We start from the raw sequence: 19,918 nt of genomic DNA on the forward strand, positions 1-19,918 counted from the left end.
ACATGTGTAAATAAAAGAAAGAACTCTTATGAGTTCTTTTCTTTTTTATAATTATAATGATTGATCAGAATCCTGATTTCATTGAATTCAAAATGACTAGGGAGTGCGCTCTTCCACTCTGTGAGGGTTTCGTGCGGATTTTTGTAGAATTCATCCTCAAAAGCCCTGATTTTATCTGAAGTGATGACTCTTGCAATATCCAGCAATCCCTGTTCTGCAAATTTGGCTAAATGGCCAATCACCGTTTCTTTTACCAAACCTCTTTCCAAAGCAATTTCACCGATAGTTTTTCCCTGTTCAAACAACTGGAACGTTAAAACCTGAGATGGAACTTTAGCGATTTTCAGATTGATTTCTTTATCGTTCTTTTCATCTAAAAGTTTAGTTTCCAGAAGATAAATTTCTCTTAAACTATTCAGGTATTCTTCAATATCTTCCAGCCAGTTTTTGAATTCCTCGTTGTATTGTTTTAAACCTTTTGCTCCTTTTATTTCAGCATAAAATTCTTTCAAAGGATCGAAAATTTTATTTCTGGTTTCTGTAAAGAAGAAATTGACGGCTCCTTTTGATTTACTTTCAATTTCGGACCAGTCTTCTTTTTGTTCAATAAAATTATTGACTTTCTGGAAAATGATTCGTTCCAGCTTTTCAAAGATTTTCCCAAGGTTTACCGCTTCGTGTTTCAACTGAAGATAAAGCTGTTTAGTCTTGGCATGATCTATATTCTTGGTCACAATTGAAAGGTTATTCCACTCTTCTACTTCTTTTAAAAACCATGTACAGTCAAGGGTACGAAGCACTTTTCTGATGCTGTAGTCATACTTCTCCTGATTCAGAATAGCTTCCACATGGTCGTTAGCAATAGTATCGGTATGAAAATGTAAAATCCTGTTATCCTTGAAAATAACTTCAGGGGTAATTTTTGATTTTAAAACAATTCCTTCGAGCGTTCTGCAACGGGATAAAGCTACATATACCTGACCGGCTGTAAAACTTTTCCCAGCATCAATGATTACTTTATCAAACGTAAGTCCCTGACTTTTATGAATGGTAACGGCCCAGGCCAGTTTTATCGGAAACTGTTCAAAACTGCCCAATACCTCTTCCTGGATATTTTTATCGGTATCAAGGAAATATTTTTTCTGTTCCCAGGTTTCTCTTTTAACTATAATTTCACTTTCACTTCCATCCAGAGCAACACGAATTTCATTTTCATCCAATCCAATGATCTCTCCTAGTTTCCCGTTGAAATATTTCTTTTCTCCGGAAATATCATTTCGGATAAACATGATCTGCGCTCCGATTTTCAATTCTAAAAACTGTTCGTTTGGAAACTGGTTTTCTTTAAAATCACCTACAAGTTTAGCTTCATAAATCTGAGGGTCTACCTTGATCTCCGCCAGTTTTTCCAGATTGATTTCATCAGCCATTTTATTGTGAGAGCACAGGTATACATAAGATTCTTTCCCCATGTCAAAATCAGGATCGTATCTTTCATTAAGGTGGTTAAAATCTATATTATCCACATCACCATCTCGGATAGCATTCAGAATCGACAGAAATCCCTGGTCAGACTGTCTGTAAACTTTTGTCAGTTCAATGGTAACAATCGGGATTTCCTTAATGGCATGGCTGTCAAAGAAGAAAGGTGAATTGTAATACATTTTCAGAATATGCTCATCCCTTACCACAGGCGGAAGCTGGAACAAATCTCCAATGAAGAGCATCTGCACCCCTCCGAATCTTTGATTATTTCTTCTGATAAATCTCAAAGAAAAATCCATCATATCCAGAACATCAGCTCTCAACATTGAGACCTCATCAATGATAATGATCTCAACTTCTCTCAGAAGTTTAAGTTTATCTTTACGGTATTTGAAATGGGGCATCAGATCGGCAATATTATTCGCCAAACTGGTGTCTATTCTTTCTGTCGTAGGAAGAAAAGTTCTCAACGGCAGCCCAAACATGGAATGAATTGTAACGCCTCCCGCATTGATTGCAGCAATTCCCGTGGGTGCTACTACAATATGCTTTTTCTTTGTACGTCTTACAAAATCATTGAGAAATGTCGTTTTACCTGTTCCGGCTTTCCCGGTCAGAAAAACACTTCTGTTCGTATATTCTATTAAGTCAAAAAAATGATTGTTCATCGTTGTCAAAAATACGGAAATGAATTTGAATTTCTTACCTTGGCATAAGTTTTGAAAATTCTTAAAAAGAAAAAAGTTTATTGTGAAAAAAATATTCTTCTATTTCCCTGTGATAGTATTAAGTACTACATTAACTATGGTTTCCTGTAATACTTCAAAAAACACCAATATCAATCTTCCTGTAGATATCGCAGACAGACCTGCTGATGAAGACAGCCAGAAGTATGAGCAGGCACAGCTGGATAAATTAAAAGCCTCTATTGAGTCTGAAGTGTCCGGAGAAAAATGTACGGATGCCAGTGAATGGGCGTTTGCGCCCATGGGAGCAAAATCCTGTGGCGGACCTCAGCAATATATTGCTTATCCAAAGAAAATAGAAGCTACTTTCTTACAGAGAGTGAATGATTACACGGAAAAAGTAAAAACTTTTAATGAAAAATATAATATCATGTCGGACTGTGTAGCCATCACACCTCCTACCTCTTTGAAATGTATTCATGGAAAAATCAGACTGATCACGCCTGACAATAACTAACAATAAAACAAAGGTTCTATATCAAATCGAAAAAGCTCTGTCGCAGGACAGAGCTTTTATATTTACAAGATCAATTGAAAATTAAAATTGATGATCTTTAACGTTTTCCTTATACCATGAAGAGTATTTGACATAATTATTTGCAATTCTGTCTACTTCACCTTCCAGTAACTGAGCATTGATATCTTTGATTTTTTTCGCTGGAACTCCACCCCATACTTCTCCGGATTTGATATGAGTACCCTGGGTTACTACAGAACCTGCTCCTACAATAGAATTTTCTTCCACCAAACAGTCATCCATTACAATAGCTCCCATCCCGATCAGAACATTATCTTTAATAGTGCATCCATGAACAATTGCGTTATGCCCGATAGAAACATTATTTCCGATATTCAGAGGACTTTTCTGATAGGTACAATGCAGCATTGCATTATCCTGAACATTTACCTTGTCGCCCATTTTAATATAATGAACATCGCCTCTGATCACAGCATTATACCAAACGCTGCAGTCTCTTCCCATCGTAACATCACCAATAATAGTAGCGGTTTCTGCTAAAAAAGTGTTCTCTCCGATCTGTGGTGCTTTTCCTAAAAGTTCTTTTATAAGTGCCATAATATTAATTTGAAAATTTGAAAATATGCCCAATTGAAAATAGTTATCTTCTGCCTTATAATTTGTGGTATCTAACTTCTAAATTACAGCGATAGCAAAAATCTAACTCTCAATTCTCAGCTTCTAACTTCTAATGCGTATTTTTGTATCTCAAATTTAACGAAAAAATGCGTACCGTACTTATAGAACCTACCGAAAACCCGAAAGTAATGAAATTTGTTGCAGATTACAATCTCATTCCTGGGTCTTTAGAGTTGGACAGAAATTCAGATATATCAGAAATTCCTTTGGCACAGGAGCTTTTCAATTATCCGTTTGTGGAAAGAATTTTCATTACGGCTAATTTTGTAGCTGTGGCAAAACAGGATACCATAGAATGGGAACATGTAGCTGAAAGTCTGAAAAACGTGATTGAGGATGAATTATTGGCTAACCCAAGAATTTATCTTCAGAAGAAAAAAGAAATGTATCAGATCTATGCTGAAATGACTCCGAATCCTAATGTAATGAAATTTGTTTCAAACAAATTGCTGATGGATGGTTTTGTGGAAGTAAAATCAGTTGAAGCTGCTGAGGAAGTTCCTTTGGCACAGGCAATCTTTAAAGAATTTGAATTTACAAAAGAAGTTTTCATTTCTGATAATTTTGTAGCAGTTACCAGAGACAATTCTGTAGAATGGCACCAGGTGATGATGACTGTTCGTGCGCTTATTGCCGAGTATCTTCAAAACGGAGGTGAAATTTCTAAAATAGAACCGCAGAAACATGAAAACCCTGTTGAAAAGATCATCAACAGAGATTATACGGAAGATGAGCAGAAAATTTCTGACATTTTAAATGAATATGTAGCGCCTGCAGTAGAAAATGATGGTGGAAAAATTTCACTAATGGAATATGACCAGGAGAGTAAAACTGCAAAAATGCTTCTACAGGGAGCTTGCTCAGGCTGCCCAAGTTCTACGGCTACTTTGAAAAACGGAATTGAAAATATTTTAAAACAATTCGTTCCGGATCTGGTAGAAAAAGTAGAAGCTGTAAACGGATAATTCAGTTTTAAAATGCCTCCCCAAAAGAAAATTGTCGTTATTATTGGAAGTGCTTCGGAGAACTCCAGCAATCAGAAACTGATGGAGCAGGTACTGGAAAAGATAGAAAATACAGATTTTCTGATGTATAATAATCTTGCTGTTCTTCCTCATTTTGATACTGCAATAACGGATGAGAATATTCCGGATGAAGTTCTGAAGATCAGAGAAGTTATTAAAAATTCAGCAGGTGTAATATTTTCCACTCCGGAATATATTTTCAGTATTCCCGGCAGATTAAAAAATATGTTGGAATGGTGTGTTTCTACAACGATCTTTTCTGATAAGCCGGTTGCAGTGATTACCGCTTCAGCCAGTGGAGAAAAAGGCCATGAAGAGTTATTGATGATTTTAAAGACTCTTGGAGCAACAACAGATGATAAACATCAGGCATTAATAAAGGGGATAAAAGGCAAATTTGACAGCAATGGCTTACTGGAAAGTAATACCTTTGCTAAAGTATCAAAATTAGTAGCAGATTTTACAACGTCTGTTTCATAATTAAAAATTAGAATATTGAATAATAAAGGAATTTTACTGGTCAACCTCGGATCACCGAGATCAACCTCTGTAAACGACGTAAAGGAATATCTTGATGAATTTTTGATGGATGAAAGAGTAATCGATTACCGTTGGATCTTTCGTGCTCTTCTTGTACAGGGAATCATCCTGAAAACAAGACCTGCCAAATCTGCTGAAGCTTATAAAACGGTTTGGACAGATGAAGGTTCACCACTGATTGTCATTACTGAAAAAATTCAGAAAAAACTTCAGAAACTGGTAGATGTTCCCGTGGAAATAGGAATGAGATATGCAGAACCCAGCATTGAAACCGGTATTCAGAAACTGGTAGATCAGGGAATTACTGAGATCGTTCTTTTCCCTTTATATCCTCAATATGCCATGAGTACTACGGAAACGGTAATTGAAAAGGCAGAAGAAGTAAGAAAAAAGAAATTTCCGAAAGTAAAGATCAATTATATTCAGCCTTTTTACAACAGGGATATTTATATCAACTGTCTGGCGGAAAGTATTAAAGAGAAACTTCCTGAAAATTTTGATGCCCTGCAGTTTTCTTATCATGGAGTTCCGGAAAGACATATTTATAAGACAGATCCTACCAAGACCTGTAATCTTAATGACTGCTGTTCCAGAGACGATAATCCGAGCCATCAGTTCTGTTATCGCCATCAATGCTATAACACAACACAGCGTGTTATTGAGAAACTGAATTTACCTAAAGAAAAAACAATCGTTTCTTTCCAGTCAAGATTAGGAAAAGATAAATGGATTGAACCATATACCGACGAAACGTTGGAAACAATTGGTAAAAAAGGGATAAAAAACCTGGCCATAGTATGCCCGGCATTCGTTTCTGACTGTCTTGAAACCCTGGAAGAAATTTCTGTAGAAGGAAAAGAACAGTTTATGCACGGAGGCGGAGAAAATTTCCATTATATCCCATGTCTGAATGATGAGGACCGATGGATTGAAGTCGTAAAAATCCTTTGTGAGGAAAAACTGAATGATTTTTATTTGGTATAATTTACTTCATTCAAAATATACAAATGGCCACAAGTAATTCTTGTGGCCATTTTGCTAAATATATTAAAATTAAATTTGGTGTTTACTTTTTAATCAGGTTTCCTGCTTTCTGTCCGTTTACCATTACGATATATACTCCAGGAAGTATATTGGAAGGAAGCTGGATGTTCAGTTTATTGGCACCTTCTGTAATATCAACTTTTTCAGAAATCTCTTTCTTACCTGTAAGGCTTACCAATTCTACAATTCCTTTTCCGGCTTTACCTTCAAAATTCACAGTGAATCTGTCAGTTGCAGGATTCGGGCTGATGGTATAAGCTGAAACATTTGAAGTTGCTGCTACAAGTCCTGCCGCAGAAGTTCCGCCTCCTACACCTACTGCGTTCCATGCATTGGTAACCTGTGTCACTTCATTGCTTCCAGCTCCGTATAGATCTGCTGCTGCCTGAAGAGAATAAGTTCTTGCGTTGGCATAGTTGGATGATGAAGTCAGGTAAGTTGTTAATGTTCTGTAAGCAATAGCTCCTGCCTTATCCAGTCCGATTCCGGAGACATTATAAGCAAAACCGTTATCATTTGTACCTGAACCTCCTGTTACCAATAAATAGTACCAGAAGTTAAGGACTCCCGAATTGGTATGAACACCGCAATAATCATTGGTTGTCTGTCCCGGCACTGCACATCCTGTAGTTGTAGCATCTTTCCAGTAGGTACCTTTATAAGTATCCGGCTGGCGGTAAGCATTAGGGTTAGACATATCTCTGATGACATAATTGAAATCTTCTCCCAATGTCCAGCTTGCCTGTGTTGGTCTTGCCCAACGTTCTATTGAATTTCCGAAAATATCAGAAAAACCTTCATTTAATGCTCCCGGCTCTCTTTGATACACAAGGTTTGCCGTTTTGGAAGTCATCCCGTGGGTAATTTCATGTCCACATACATCAATAGCTGTTAATGGTTTCCCTCCGTTAGTTGTGGAGCTTCCGTCACCATAGGTCATTCTGGAGCCATCCCAAAATGCATTGAAATAATTGGTAGAATAATGAACATAAGATTTTATTGCAAAATTATTATTGTCAATACTCTTTCTTCCAAATTTTGTATATAAATAATCAACAGTCATTTCTGCTCCCCAATGGGCGTCTGTAGCATATTGATCTTTGTTGGTATTTACATTATTCCATACATTATCTGTATCTGTAAAATCTACTGCTGCAGAATAATTAGTACCTTTTTTAAGATTGTAGGTTTCTACCGCTGTACCCGCATTTCTGCCGGTCTCTCTTAATCTGTAGCTTCCGTTATAAGAGTCAGCTACAATGCTACGGCTTCCGCTATATCCTGTAGTCGCGGTTCCCGGAGTATTCACTTCGTGGATAATAGCGTCTGTTCCCAAAACTTTTCCATTTTTAGCATCTACAAAAACATATTGTCTGCTTAATGGTTTTTCTGAGTAAATATCAAATTTATAAGCTAAAGTTAAATCATTCAGTTTTTCATCCGTAGGATCTGAATAATATACCAGTTCACCTTTAGGAGCAAAGCTTGCATTGGGATTATTGGATTCTTTTTTAAGAAAATCTTCCTCTTCTTTATTTTGCCATTTGTAGGATTCTGCCCCAACGAATGATAAAGCACTCTGCAGAGCGATACTTTCAGAAATATTGGTTTTCTTCTCAAGCCCTTTCGGAAGCTGAAGAACCCATTTTCCTGATTGTCCTACTATTTTGCCTCCTTTTGTTTGTACCGCCATCATTCCGTATTCTACAGGAATATCATTAACGGTCTGCTGGAATCTATGAGTTTCAAAACCCAGCGCATCTTTTTCCAAGCCCAGTTTAAGTGCTTGCCCAGGAGAAAGTCTCTGTGAGGTTTCATCGAATAAAACAGGGCTTCCCTGAAATGCAGGTGCATTTTTATCAAATCTCATAAAGTCCGCATGTAATCCACTTTTACCCGGATTTAATTTTGATGGTGTGTTTTGCCCAAAAACAAAAGAGCAGGCGGCAACGCTTGCCACTAAGATAAATTTCGTTTTCATAATAATATTGGTTGATTGTGATGACGAATGTATAAACTTTTCACAATAAAACAATACAAACAATGAATAAAATTCAATAGATATTATAAATTGATAAATAAAAAACAATAATGATTTTAAAACAAAGAAAAATATTTAAATATAATTTTTCTACAATATAATTTTTAAATTAAAATATTTAATTAAAATCAAAATTTTGTGAATTATTTTTTTTCACTATGTAGTGCATTATATCATATGAAATTATTAATGATTAAAGTCTGAGAAGGTTTATTTTTTTAAATAATGGATTAAAAAACAAGGACTATCTCAAAAGACAGTCCCATTTTATAAGAATAATTTAAAATAATAATCTCAAATTATTAACGTTTATTTGCTATTGGAGTTCTGAATTCACCATAACCCATCAGTCCATCATAATTTCTTCCGAATGGTGCATAATAAAGAAATGCCTGATAAAGATTTTCTGTCTGCCAGAAATTACCGTTTACCTCACCGAAATTCAACGGTCCATTTCCTTCTTTAGTTACTAAAACGTAGTTATAAAAACCCTGTTTCAGAAATATTTTAGCTACATACTGTTTGGTAGCAGCATCATACTGCATTTGATTTTCCTTAGTTGGCTTATAATTATTAAATCCTCCCAAAACATAAATCTCTTTATCCACAGGATCCGATTCCAGATAGAAATGCACCCACGAGTAGTCAGCTTCTCTTTCAGCATCTCTTTCTCTTCCCAGGTCATTTCTTCTGTAATACCATGCTCCATTTACATCAGGCTGGTATTGATAATTCAAAGGAAATGCCCATACCGGATGAAGATAGGTCTGGTTAACATCATCTTTTATTTCAGTTGCACGCACCATATCCGCCGCCATATTCATATTTTTATTATCGAAATAATAAAATTCATTGTCTCCGGGAAACGTAAGATTCATCTGCTGGAAAAGTATCTGATTGCCTAAAACACTGCTTGGTTTTAGGTTAGAAATCACCATATTCGGGTTGTTATTCTGCATCACATTCATTGTGATTGAATTGACATTGGAAGAAATATCTCCTCCTTTCGGAGAAACATTCACTTCTACCCTCTGGTTAAGATTGGGATTTTTTGCATCTGCAAACCTTGAAATATTTAATCCTACAGCTGTTGCATCTTCTACCAGGTAAAACCTTTTTTTGAAAAGAGGCTGATCTGCAGAATCTTTGTAAACAATCAGTTCATAATTCCCTGAAATTTTCAACTGGATTTTATCATTCGGAAAAACAAGTTTATAGTGCGTATAAGCCTGTAATGTATTGAAAGAATACTGAAACTGATCCAGAAGTGCATTCATACTTCCGGTAGCAAATTCTGTAAAAAACAGATTATCATCATTCCAGTTTCTGTCATAATGTTTGAATGTATATCTATAGATCTGACTGCCGTTGGTAAGATCATCAAAGCCCAGAACCAACTGTTCACCAATCCTGATTACCGGAGTTTCATCATTGGTCTGAGGATTGAACAGCTGAACACTTTGGATATTTTGTCCAAAAACCAGTCCGCTCAAAGTAAGTAAGAGTAATCGCAAAGTTTTCATTATGACGAAGATAACGAAAAATAGCCATTTTCTTAATAATATCGTATTTTTGAATAAAAAATATTCAGATATGCTTCAGATTCAAGGTTTCGTATTCAACTTTGCGAGCGAAAACACTTACATCATTTATAACGGGAATAAAAACGCATGGTTAATTGATCCGGGAAATATGAAAGGGCAGGAAACCCAGGCCATTGAGAGTTTCATTTCAGAAAACGGACTGAAAATTCAGAAAATTCTTTTAACTCACGCACATATTGATCATGTATTGGGGCTTCAATGGGCTTTTGATACGTTCAAAGTACCTGTAGTAATGCATCAGGAAGATCAGGAAGTTCTGGATATGCTTCAGGCAAGCGGAATGAGATTCGGAATGCAGGTAGATCCTGTAAAAGTAGATGTGGAATATATTAAGGAAGGAGATGAACTGGATCTGGATGGTGAAAAATTTAAAATTTATCATGTTCCAGGACATTCTCCGGGAAGTGTGGTTTATCATCACGAAAATCAGAAATTCATGATCTCAGGAGATGTTCTTTTTGAGGGCAGCATCGGAAGAACAGATTTATATAAAGGAAACTATGAGCAACTGATTGATGGTATTAAATCTAAACTTTTCATTTTAGATAATGATACTCAGGTTTTCTCAGGACATGGGAATCCTACCTCAATTGGATTTGAAAAGCAGTACAATCCGTTTTTGAAGTAAGAGAGTTTGAGAGTTTGAGGGTTTGAGGGTTTGAGAACTCTACAAGTGTCTGGATTCAAACTTAATTCTGTCAAATACCTCTTAATCTGTGAAAGAATATAAAAATTACAAAACCGTCAGAAATTCTGACGGTTTTGCTGTTATAAAGAAATAGAGTTTAGAAATCCAAAGTAATGGAAGCTCTGGCTGCAGCTCCCATAATAGGTCTGGCCATAATGATTCCGTCTCCGTTTGGAGAACCTGCTCTTGGATCACCTTCTGTGATTCCGATTGTATTAAAGATATTGGTTCCATCCACGGCAAAACGTATTCTTCCTAACTGATAAGACATTCCTGCTCCAAATTCGGTGAATGAAGGTAATGTCTGTACATTCTTCTCATCCTGGAAACGTTTTCCATAATAATTCATACTTGCATAAGCTCTCCATGCTTTTGTAATATTGACTGCTGGTGAGATATTAAAGAAAAATTTAGGCATTCTTCTTACTACATTTCCTTCAAGAACGCTTCCGGCCTCAAGGTTTTTATATTTTGGACTTTGAATGGTCCCGTTGAATGTTACTTCTAAAGTATTATTGAATAAACGGGCGAAACCTTCCAATTCAACTCCATAGTTTTCTGTATTGGCGAATGTATTTTCGGATGTACCATCAGAGAAAACATCTGTAAATGACAGATTTTTCAAGGTAGAATAGAACGGAATCACTGCCACATCAAAAGTACGCGAGTAATATTTATATCCTACTTCCAGCTGATTGGTTGTTACAGATTTTAAAGGTTTATCAGGGTTCGGATTGGAGAAATAGTTGTAATATGCTTCTTCATTCGGTGATCTGAAACCATTGGAAAAACGGGCATACACTGCATTTTCTCTATTAATCTTATAATTGGTGGCTAATGTGAAGGATACTTTATCTACATTATAATTCCAGTAGGTATATTTATTTCCCAATACACTCATATTATCATCAGCAGTAGTCGTGCTGAAACCATGAGTTCCATCCGTTGTTAACCCTGAATTATTTAAATTGGAAGAAGTTGTATTGGCAAAATTTCCTTTATAATAATCATGGCTGTAACGAAGACCTCCATTTACACTTAAAGCATCGGTGATATTATAATCAAGGTTTACATAAAGATCATTCAGGCTTCCCTGGGTCTGAGTATCTCTCTGTAAAAATGTCATATTGGTTACTCCATTATAGGTTTTAGAATATCCGGTATCTGATGGACTTAAAGAAGTATCTACCAGATTCAGTAACTCTGGTCTGTCTGTAGCTGTAGTAAGAATATTACTCCAGTTCCAGTATTGATGGGATTTCCAATTGGATTTATAGAAACCTGCTGTAACATTTCCCTGATCAAACTTATAATTGAACTGCAGATCATTCACGAAGTTATTCATCTGCTTGTCAATGGCCCAGAATCCCAGTTTTTGTACATATTCAGGATTAACCACAGCTCCGTTGCTCACCAATGAATACTGATAATTGTTGCCGGAAATTCCGTTACTTTTAGCAAATTCTGCCATCGTTTGTGGACCTCCTGCAGGGAAAATCCCTGTATAATTCATATTGATATTGGTGTATCTGGTCTTGTTTAAAACGCTGAAATTATTTCCAAGATCATATTTAAACTCAGCTCCCACTGCATCTACTTTCGGATGAATTCCGTCTTCAAGATTTCTGTTGAAAAATCCACCTCCTGCCTGTGGTATATTCAGCTGGCTGATTGCTCTGTAGCTATATGTTCCGTAATTAGGATCAAAATTCTGGAATCCTTTCAGCTTGTTACCGTTTTGTACCAAAGGAATAGGAAGGAAGAACGTATTTCTGTCGTCCAGTTTTTTGTAATACACTTTTACGTAGCCTTTATCAAAGACGTATTTCAGATTCATTCTGATTTGTCCGCCATTATTAGCTTTGAAACCTGTTTTTCTGATCCCGTCATCTGTCCTGTAAAAACCTCCTACATTGAAAAACAATTTGTCCTGAACCAAAGCTCCCCCTACATTCACATCCGTACGCATTAATCCATATGTACTTGTCTCCAATTTTGCCGTACCTCTGAAATCATTGGTTCCTTCTCTGGTAATAAAGTTGATCAAACCGCCGGGAGAATTGGTTGCAAAAATAGATCCCGATCCCCCTCTCAAAGCCTCCATACGGTTGACCGAATTGTCCACACGGAAAAAGTTATCCGCATTGGCAAACTGAAGGGCTCCGTCTTCAAAAACCGGAAGACCATCTTCCTGTACCTGCACAAATTCATAAGCTCCTGCGGAAGGAATCCCTCTTGCAAAAAGGTTATTTCCTACTTCACCTCCTGAAGTTTCCACCGCAAATCCGGGAACTCTTTGCAATAAAGCAGCGGCACTAATGGGGTTCTGCTTCTGGATTTCTTTGGAACTGAATGTGGAAATCGCTGTACTGGATTCTATTTTTTTCTTCGGATTTGAATTTCCTGTGATGACAATCTGATCGATAGAGGAAATTTTTGCAGAATCCTGCGGAGTTTCCTGGGCATAAGCATTATTAAAATATAACGTAGCTGTTGCGGCGATTAAAAAGATTGATTTTTTTTTCATAGCCTTATTTTTATAGTTAGTTTCAGTTTTGTTGTAATTGTAAATACACTCCATTCGTCCAACCAAATCCATCCTGATTAGGGTATTCCCCGCCGCCTGCTATTGTTTCTGTGTCTAATGCATTGTATTTTTCCATTAGTTTTCCGGTATTCTTGTAGACTCTTTCTACATTGGAACACCAGTTATTTTTTATTTTCTCGGCCAGTTCATCAAAGCCGTAATTTTTCATTGCTTTAAAGCCCAGCCACTGATAAGGAGCCCATGCATTAGGAAGATCCCATTGCTGGCCTGAATTTTTAGTGGTGGTAACCAACCCGCCTTTGTAAAGAAATTTTTCAGCAATCGCTTTGGCAACAACGTCCGCCTGTTCCTGATCTGCAATTTCTAGGAATAAAGGGTAAAGAGCAGCAATATGTTCAGACGGTGTTTTTGTGTTTTTTTTAGTGTGATAATCTTTATAATTGTTAGTATTTCTATCCCAGAAATAAGTATTGATCATCTGTCTTCTGCTTGCTGCTCTTTCTGAAAAATAATTTTCTTTTTCACTCAGATTCTGAAGCGCTGAAGATTTTGCCAAAGTCATTTCCAAATGCCATAAAAGGCAGTTCAGATCAACCTGTGCGAGATTCAGCGTTTCTATAGTCTGTATATTTTCTCCGTCTGCAAACCATCTGCTGGAAAAATCCCAGCCTGATTCACAGGCACTTCTTATATTTCTGTAAAATTCCTCTCCCGAAGTTTTTTCATGATCTTCAATATCGATCAGATAACTTTCGGGACGTGGTGTATTTTCTGAGTCGTAATAACGGTTCAGAATATCTCCATCTGCTGTTTTAACAACTCTTTTTACACTTGAATTGTTTTCCAGCCATTCTTCACCATTCATCCAGAAAGCATATTCTTTTTCAAGAGTATCATGGTATTTTGTATAAATTTCTTCATCATGCGTTGTTTCAAAAAGAAGATCCAGCATTAATGAAAAATAAGGTGGCTGTGATCTGCTCAGAAAATGAGTTCTGCTAGCATTCGGGACAAATCCTACGTTTTGAATCAGGTAAGAACAGTTTTCAATAATATTTTCCATCATTTCTATTCTGCCGGAAGCTTTTAATCCCAGCATAATAAAATAGCTGTCCCAATAGAAAAACTCGTTAAAACGGCCTCCCGGAACAATATAAGGTTTCGGTAATTTTAAAAGAGTTCCTTTTTCTTCATAAGCTGTACGGGTTAATTCGTCCCATAATTTTTCAATATGTTCTTTGATAGGAAGGTGATCTTCTCTCTGCACCGAAACTCTGGCCCCTAAAAAGTCAAAATGGGTCATCACAAAATCTTTCAGATCAAAACCCTCTGTATTTTTTGATTGTTTATAATCTTCATTAATCTTTGCAATAGGGAAAAGAGGAACTGCATCCGTCATCATTTTCTGATCTTCAAAAATTTCAGATCTCTGTACTTCATCAAACAGACTTTGAATTTCGTTTATGTAAAGCTGATTACTCATTGTTATTTTTTAGGATTAATTTTTAATTTATTCATGAAAACTGCCGAAGTGATCAGTAATGAGAGCGGAATCAGAGAAAGATAAAATGCCTGCTGACCACTGAACTCCTGAAACACAAAACCGGTAATAATAGAACCGATAGTTCCCCCGATTGCTGAGAAAACGACAATTAAACCTGACATCGCACTGTGTAAATATTTCGGGATTGATGCCAGAATCACAGAATTAATACTTGGATAAATTGGTGCCAGCAAGCCTCCCATCAAGGGAAATAAATACACAACCAAAGGCGCATTCAGCCAGCTTGTATTCGTATCAATATGAATGTTATGGGTCAATGGTAAAACCAACAGTAAGCTGATAGCAAAACCTATCACACAAAAAGAAACTACATAGATCCAGTTGAATTTTTTAGAGAAAAATCCCGACAAAAATCTTCCTAAAGCAAAAGCTCCTGCTAAAACAGCTCCCGCCTGGATACTCATTGAAGTAGGCACTTTTAAAATTTCCTTATAAAAAGTAGGCGTCCATGTTTGAAAGCTCTGCTCTACCAGTACAAAAAGGAAAGCACATAATAAAAAGAACAACACTTTTTTATAGCTGAATAAGCTTACACTATTTCTTAAATCTCCCAATAAATCTGTTTTCTCACTTTTTGCTTCCTGCTCATTTAATTTTGAAAAGAACAGGAATAAAAAAGATAAAGTGGAAAGCCCGCCCAAAACCCAATATACATTCAGCCATCGCGTAGATTCCGGATTATGATCATCAATATATAAACTGAACAATACATTTCCTGCCAGAACTCCAATCATGAAAAAACCTTCAAGAAATCCCATAAAGCTGGAATGTTCCTTGTCTGTTTCCGTTACCAGCCCGATAGAAGTAAAAACTGAAATTTTAATTAAAGCAAAGGAAACTCCTACTGTGGCAAATAATAATTTAAAAACCCAAAAGGTATTGGTAAACGGCATTACAAAACACATACAGCTTACCAGCAATAAAGCAATCAACATTGATTTTTTGATTCCGATTTTGGGAAGAAATGAAGCCAGAATGAATGAACATATTGCAATGGGAAGATCTTTGAATCCTTCCAAAACACTGGCCGAAGATTTTGAAATTCCAAAATTCTGCTGTACCTGCAGGATCACTGTACCTACAGAATTCAGAAGAATGGCAAAGACAAAATAATTTAAAAATAAAACGGCCTTGATGTTAATATTTTTCATTCAGGTTATTTCTTGTCGGCTAAGATAGAAGCATTTGTGTTAACGATAATTTAACACAGTAAATCAATATTTGAACTATATTAATATAATTAGTATTTTTAGTAATTAAATATGATTAATTAAATGAAAGTTACTTTTGAAAGGGTAATCCCTAATGAAAAGAGCTCATTCCGCACGATTCATAACAACTCCCCTATTTCAGAATTCAAATGGGAATATCATTATCATCCCGAAATTGAGCTGGTATGTGTCATTTCCGGGAACGGAACGCGCCACGTTGGCTATCATAAAAGTAATTATACAAATGGTGATCTGGTATTAATCGGGTCTAATATTCCTCATTCCGGATTTGGATTAAACTCCATTGATCCGCATGAAGAAATTGTGCTTCAGTTCAAGGAAGAGATTCTTCAGTTTCCCCAGCAGGAAGTGGAAGCCAGATCTATCAAAAATCTGCTGGAACTTTCAAAATATGGAATTCATTTTCATCATAAAGTAAAAAAAGTGATGCTTCCTAAACTGAAGCTTATGTTAGAATCTGAGGGCTACAAAAGGTATTTATTATTGCTTGAAATTCTTTTCGAGCTTTCAAAATGTGAAGATTATGATCTTCTGAATAAAGAGATCATGCCTTACACCATTATTTCAAAAAATAAAACCCGTCTGGAAAATATCTTCACCTATGTAGAACATCATTATGACAAGGAAATCGAAATTGAAGAAGTAGCAAAACTGGCCAATCTCACTTTACCGGCTTTCTGTAATTTCTTTAAAAAAGCGACTCAGATTACGTTTACAGAGTTTGTCAATAGATACAGAATCAATAAAGCATGTCTACTGATGGCACAGGACAGATCTATTTCGGAATGCAGCTACCAATGCGGTTTTAATAATGTAACATATTTTAACAGGATGTTTAAAAAATATACCGGGAAGACGCCTTCTGAGTTTATCAGGAATTATTCTCACAGTAACGTTAATGTAGATTTGAAAGTTGAGAATGAGACTAAAACCAAGGCCAGCTTTTAATAAAAAAACTACGCTGAGACTCCTACGGAGTGACAAGTGAATGAATAGACAATGCTTTCGTAGTTGTCATTCCGTAAGAATCCAGACTTACTTATAAAAATGTTGCAGTACTTACAATAAAAAGATCAGTTGTGCCGAGACTCCTACGGAGTGACAAACTGTGTGGATAATAAGTGAGCTATGTTACGATCAACAAAAAAGCCACTCTAAAAAGAGCAGCTCTATATTATTATAATGAGTAAAAACTAGTAGCTAAATAACCAGCAACCAGCAATTATTTCCATTTAATATTGCACCCCATGCTTGGTCTCTGAATTTCTTCCTGAGCTTCACCAGCCAAAAGATTTTCAAAAGCAATAATAAGATCTTCACCTGTAACATCTTTATTGTTTCCCGGTCTTGAATCATCCATCTGACCTCTGTACACAAGATCCAGCTTATCATCAAAGAAATAAAAATCCGGAGTACAAGCTGCATCGTAAGCTTTAGCTACTGCCTGGCTTTCATCAAATAAATAAGGGAAATCAAAATTTCTTTCAATCTGAAATTCTATCATTTTCTCAGGAGAATCTGCCGGATATTTCTCAATATCATTAGAGTTGATAGCGATGAATTCTATTCCCCGCTCGTTATAATCTTCATATAATTCGTTGATCTTATCAATCACATGAAGAACAAACGGACAGTGGTTGCACATAAAGATCACCAAAGTACCATTTTCTCCTTTCAGTTCCTCTAAAGACTGAAGTTCATTCGTTTTTGACGGGTTAGGAAGTTCAAAAAACGGAGCCTTTGTTCCTAATGCCAGCATATTTGATGGAGTATTCATATCCTTTTTTCTTTACCGGCAAAGATAGATATTTCTTTTATTAATTGAGCAGGGTCTGAAACAGACATTTTTATTTTTGTAGGGTAAGGAAGCTGGAGAAGGGAAGATTTTTAAGCCTCAAAAATAGTTATAGCCAAATTCTATTATTAGATTATTGACCTCTGAAATAACTTCCAGCTCCCATTCTTCCTACTTCCAGCCATTGATTAATTTACTGTAAATAATCAGCAAACCCATAAAACTCATAATATCCTTTGGAAGTTATATTAAAAAGTTTGTAGTTTTGCTAACGCTGTTAGTAAATAAATATCATGGGTCTACATGAACGCCGTCAACGAGAAAAAGAATCCATCCGTGCAAATATTTTGCAGGCTGCTTTTACTTTGGCTAAAACTGAAGGCTGGGGTTCATTGTCTATGCGTAAGATAGCTGATGCTATTGAGTATAGTGCACCCGTAGTATATGATTATTTTGAAAATAAAGAAGCTATTCTATTTGAAATTTCTTTAGATGGCTTTCATAAGTTACACATAGAATTATTAAAAGCTCAGCAGAAACATGACACTCCGGAAGAGCAGCTTGTTGCTATTGTGGATGCCTACTGGAACTTTGCTTTTAAAAACAAGGAATATTACCAGCTTATGTTTGGTCTTGGAATGCAATGCTGTGGAAAAGGGCAGATGAAAAAAGAATTCTCATCATTCCAGGAACTGATCTATGAATGTACCTATGAGATTATCAAGAAAAACGGATCCAATCCGGACAATGCCTGTCATATGTCTCACGCTCTGTTTTCTGCCGTTCACGGAATGATCTCTATTATGATGATGCGTACTGCTGATATCCCTTCCACAATGAACAAGACGACATTGGACGAAACTGTTTCGGCTTTTATTAAGTCTTTGTAAATTTTTTTTGAATTTAAAATTAACACCGTTAGGAAATTTAACACCGAATTAATTTAAATTATTCCGTTTTTCCTGATTAAAAATGAAATCATTTATGGAGCAATTCATATCATTCAGTTGTTAAAAGTAATCATTTTTTGCTTATCAATTAACACTGTTAGTAAAATTAACACACCTTACACCATCATTATACACTTAAATACATTAAAAACAATTTTCAATTATGGAAACAATCGACTTTATCGGACATTAAAAATTCTGTAATTTTTTTTGAACTAACTATTAACACTGTTAGGAAAAAAAACAGCATTTATTAAAAAGACTCTTTTACTTAAATCTAACACTTCATTAAAAAAATTAAACCACAATGAAAATACCTGGAAAAACAAGGTTTATTGTACTTATTGCAAGTATAATTCTTTTACAGAGCTGTACCAAGGCTGCAGAAGGATCCAATTCCGCGCCGCCAGCTCCAGAACTTCCGGTTTATACCGTTCTTACATCACCCGCTACTACATATCAGGAATTCCCTACTGCCTTAGAAGGGAAAAACAATGTTGAAATAAGATCTCAGGTAGATGGCTATCTTGATAGAATCTATGTAGAGGAAGGATCTTACGTAAGAGCCGGACAGCCATTATTTAAAATAGACTCCAGAAGCTATGGAGAACAAATGAATATGGCACAAGCTAATCTACAGGTTGCTAATGCCAATATCCAAAAAGCAAGAGTAGAAGTAGACAGACTTCAGCCATTGGTTGCTGCAAAAGTAGTTTCTGATGTGCAGTTAAAAACAGCAAAAGCCAATTATGAAGCTGCTGTTGCCGCTGCCTCACAAGCCAAAGCTTCTGTAGGAAGCGCAAGAATCAACGTAGGATTTACAACCATTACCGCTCCAGTAAGTGGTTATATCGGAAGAATTCCTTACAAAAAAGGAAGTCTGATCTCAAGAACAGATGTAAATCCATTGACCTTATTATCTGATATCAGTGAAATTTATGCTTATTTCTCTTTGAGTGAACTGGACTTTATCGCTTTCCAAAATAAATATCCCGGCGCTACTTTGGAAGAAAAGCTGAAAAATATGCCAATGGTAGAATTGGTGATCGCTGACAACAGTACTTATCCTGAAAAAGGTAAACTGAGCATCGTAGACGGACAGTTTGATAAAACTACCGGAGCCATCAGTGTACGTGCCGTTTTCCCTAATGCCAACGGGGCTTTAAGAACCGGAAACACAGGAAGAGTGCGTATGCCTCAACTGATCTCAAATGCTGTAGTTATCCCACAGGAATCTACTTTCGAAATTCAGGATAAAACCTATGTATATGTAATGGGTAAAGACAAAAAGGTAACCGGAAGACCGATCAAAATATCAGGGAAAACGGATAGCTATTATTTTATTTCTGAAGGACTTGCACCAGGAGAAAAAATAGTTTACACAGGAATTGGAAACCTAAAAGACGGAGCTTCCATCAATCCGAAAAATATTTCTTCTGACAGCTTGCTAAAAGCAAAACCATTATAGTCCATCCTCAATACAGAAGACTTAAAAAAATA

General features: G+C 36.2%; 16 protein-coding genes. 8 read left to right on the forward strand and 8 right to left on the reverse strand.

Going from position 1 to position 19,918, the window contains the following annotated elements:
• Positions 1–26: 26 nt before the first annotated feature.
• Positions 27–2,153: a helix-turn-helix domain-containing protein gene (locus tag DYR29_RS11445; RefSeq protein WP_213276966.1), complete on the reverse strand. Its 2,127-nt coding sequence runs from the start codon at positions 2,151–2,153 to the stop codon at positions 27–29.
• Between the two features lie 82 nt (positions 2,154–2,235).
• Here DYR29_RS11445 and DYR29_RS11450 point away from each other — a divergent pair, with 82 nt between their 5' ends.
• The gene (locus DYR29_RS11450) at positions 2,236–2,688 is read left to right on the forward strand and encodes a hypothetical protein (protein ID WP_213276967.1); all 453 of its coding nucleotides are present in this window, start codon (positions 2,236–2,238) and stop codon (positions 2,686–2,688) included.
• 81 nt (positions 2,689–2,769) lie between these two features.
• Here DYR29_RS11450 and DYR29_RS11455 read toward each other — a convergent pair whose 3' ends face one another.
• Positions 2,770–3,306 carry a gamma carbonic anhydrase family protein gene (locus DYR29_RS11455; RefSeq protein WP_047425877.1) on the reverse strand — a complete coding sequence of 179 codons (537 nt, stop codon included), beginning with the start codon at positions 3,304–3,306 and terminating at the stop codon, positions 2,770–2,772.
• A 167-nt stretch (positions 3,307–3,473) separates the two neighbouring features.
• Here DYR29_RS11455 and DYR29_RS11460 point away from each other — a divergent pair, with 167 nt between their 5' ends.
• The 3 genes from DYR29_RS11460 to hemH are packed head-to-tail and all read left to right on the forward strand — an operon-like array spanning position 3,474 to position 5,936.
• Positions 3,474–4,352 (forward strand): iron-sulfur cluster biogenesis protein NfuA, encoded by an 879-nt coding sequence (locus tag DYR29_RS11460; protein WP_047425876.1) that lies wholly within the window; start codon positions 3,474–3,476, stop codon positions 4,350–4,352.
• A 12-nt stretch (positions 4,353–4,364) separates the two neighbouring features.
• Positions 4,365–4,892 (forward strand): NADPH-dependent FMN reductase, encoded by a 528-nt coding sequence (locus tag DYR29_RS11465; protein ID WP_213276968.1) that lies wholly within the window; start codon positions 4,365–4,367, stop codon positions 4,890–4,892.
• A gap of 15 nt (positions 4,893–4,907) precedes the next feature.
• Positions 4,908–5,936, forward strand: a complete 1,029-nt coding sequence (hemH, locus tag DYR29_RS11470) for a ferrochelatase (protein ID WP_047425872.1) — start codon at positions 4,908–4,910, stop codon at positions 5,934–5,936.
• A gap of 82 nt (positions 5,937–6,018) precedes the next feature.
• Here the strand turns inward: hemH and DYR29_RS11475 are convergent, their stop codons facing one another.
• Together DYR29_RS11475 and DYR29_RS11480 are read right to left on the reverse strand one after the other, a co-directional pair.
• Positions 6,019–7,977, reverse strand: a complete 1,959-nt coding sequence (locus DYR29_RS11475; RefSeq protein ID WP_213276969.1) for a M4 family metallopeptidase — start codon at positions 7,975–7,977, stop codon at positions 6,019–6,021.
• A 362-nt stretch (positions 7,978–8,339) separates the two neighbouring features.
• Complete coding sequence (locus DYR29_RS11480; protein ID WP_213276970.1) at positions 8,340–9,560, reverse strand: DUF5103 domain-containing protein; 1,221 nt, start codon at positions 9,558–9,560, stop codon at positions 8,340–8,342.
• 70 nt (positions 9,561–9,630) lie between these two features.
• Here DYR29_RS11480 and DYR29_RS11485 point away from each other — a divergent pair, with 70 nt between their 5' ends.
• A complete protein-coding gene (locus DYR29_RS11485) occupies positions 9,631–10,269 on the forward strand; it encodes an MBL fold metallo-hydrolase (protein ID WP_213280616.1) in 639 nt (212 codons plus the stop codon).
• Positions 10,270–10,426: 157 nt separating this feature from the next.
• Here DYR29_RS11485 and DYR29_RS11490 read toward each other — a convergent pair whose 3' ends face one another.
• The 3 genes from DYR29_RS11490 to DYR29_RS11500 are packed head-to-tail and all read right to left on the reverse strand — an operon-like array spanning position 10,427 to position 15,592.
• Positions 10,427–12,856, reverse strand: coding sequence for a TonB-dependent receptor (locus DYR29_RS11490; protein WP_213276971.1), 2,430 nt, complete (start codon positions 12,854–12,856; stop codon positions 10,427–10,429).
• A gap of 22 nt (positions 12,857–12,878) precedes the next feature.
• Positions 12,879–14,360 (reverse strand): trehalase family glycosidase, encoded by a 1,482-nt coding sequence (locus tag DYR29_RS11495; RefSeq protein WP_213276972.1) that lies wholly within the window; start codon positions 14,358–14,360, stop codon positions 12,879–12,881.
• A 2-nt stretch (positions 14,361–14,362) separates the two neighbouring features.
• Positions 14,363–15,592, reverse strand: coding sequence for an MFS transporter (locus DYR29_RS11500; protein WP_213276974.1), 1,230 nt, complete (start codon positions 15,590–15,592; stop codon positions 14,363–14,365).
• Between the two features lie 123 nt (positions 15,593–15,715).
• Between DYR29_RS11500 and DYR29_RS11505 the strand changes: the two genes are divergently transcribed.
• Positions 15,716–16,621, forward strand: a complete 906-nt coding sequence (locus DYR29_RS11505; protein ID WP_213276975.1) for an AraC family transcriptional regulator — start codon at positions 15,716–15,718, stop codon at positions 16,619–16,621.
• A 274-nt stretch (positions 16,622–16,895) separates the two neighbouring features.
• On the opposite strand, the gene DYR29_RS11510 is transcribed toward DYR29_RS11505, so the two are convergent.
• The gene (locus tag DYR29_RS11510) at positions 16,896–17,450 is read right to left on the reverse strand and encodes a thioredoxin family protein (RefSeq protein ID WP_047425862.1); all 555 of its coding nucleotides are present in this window, start codon (positions 17,448–17,450) and stop codon (positions 16,896–16,898) included.
• A 311-nt stretch (positions 17,451–17,761) separates the two neighbouring features.
• Between DYR29_RS11510 and DYR29_RS11515 the strand changes: the two genes are divergently transcribed.
• A complete protein-coding gene (locus DYR29_RS11515; RefSeq protein WP_034694942.1) occupies positions 17,762–18,358 on the forward strand; it encodes a TetR/AcrR family transcriptional regulator in 597 nt (198 codons plus the stop codon).
• A 367-nt stretch (positions 18,359–18,725) separates the two neighbouring features.
• Positions 18,726–19,886 carry an efflux RND transporter periplasmic adaptor subunit gene (locus DYR29_RS11520; protein WP_213276976.1) on the forward strand — a complete coding sequence of 387 codons (1,161 nt, stop codon included), beginning with the start codon at positions 18,726–18,728 and terminating at the stop codon, positions 19,884–19,886.
• Positions 19,887–19,918: the final 32 nt, after the last annotated feature.

Origin of the sequence: Chryseobacterium indologenes (assembly GCF_018362995.1) — a bacterium.
Taxonomy (GTDB): Bacteria; Bacteroidota; Bacteroidia; order Flavobacteriales; family Weeksellaceae; genus Chryseobacterium; species Chryseobacterium indologenes_G.

Bases quoted from the DNA above. Each gene is read 5' to 3' on its own strand.
- DYR29_RS11520 (WP_213276976.1), top strand. From the start codon at position 18,726: ATGAAAATACCTGGAAAAACAAGGTTTATTGTACTTATTGCAAGTATA.
- DYR29_RS11510 (WP_047425862.1), bottom strand. From the start codon at position 17,450: ATGAATACTCCATCAAATATGCTGGCATTAGGAACAAAGGCTCCGTTT.
- DYR29_RS11500 (WP_213276974.1), bottom strand. From the start codon at position 15,592: ATGAAAAATATTAACATCAAGGCCGTTTTATTTTTAAATTATTTTGTC.
- DYR29_RS11515 (WP_034694942.1), top strand. From the start codon at position 17,762: ATGGGTCTACATGAACGCCGTCAACGAGAAAAAGAATCCATCCGTGCA.
- DYR29_RS11480 (WP_213276970.1), bottom strand. From the start codon at position 9,560: ATGAAAACTTTGCGATTACTCTTACTTACTTTGAGCGGACTGGTTTTT.
- DYR29_RS11495 (WP_213276972.1), bottom strand. From the start codon at position 14,360: ATGAGTAATCAGCTTTACATAAACGAAATTCAAAGTCTGTTTGATGAA.
- DYR29_RS11465 (WP_213276968.1), top strand. From the start codon at position 4,365: ATGCCTCCCCAAAAGAAAATTGTCGTTATTATTGGAAGTGCTTCGGAG.
- DYR29_RS11485 (WP_213280616.1), top strand. From the start codon at position 9,631: ATGCTTCAGATTCAAGGTTTCGTATTCAACTTTGCGAGCGAAAACACT.
- DYR29_RS11445 (WP_213276966.1), bottom strand. From the start codon at position 2,153: ATGAACAATCATTTTTTTGACTTAATAGAATATACGAACAGAAGTGTT.
- DYR29_RS11475 (WP_213276969.1), bottom strand. From the start codon at position 7,977: ATGAAAACGAAATTTATCTTAGTGGCAAGCGTTGCCGCCTGCTCTTTT.
- DYR29_RS11490 (WP_213276971.1), bottom strand. From the start codon at position 12,856: ATGAAAAAAAAATCAATCTTTTTAATCGCCGCAACAGCTACGTTATAT.
- DYR29_RS11455 (WP_047425877.1), bottom strand. From the start codon at position 3,306: ATGGCACTTATAAAAGAACTTTTAGGAAAAGCACCACAGATCGGAGAG.
- DYR29_RS11505 (WP_213276975.1), top strand. From the start codon at position 15,716: ATGAAAGTTACTTTTGAAAGGGTAATCCCTAATGAAAAGAGCTCATTC.
- DYR29_RS11460 (WP_047425876.1), top strand. From the start codon at position 3,474: ATGCGTACCGTACTTATAGAACCTACCGAAAACCCGAAAGTAATGAAA.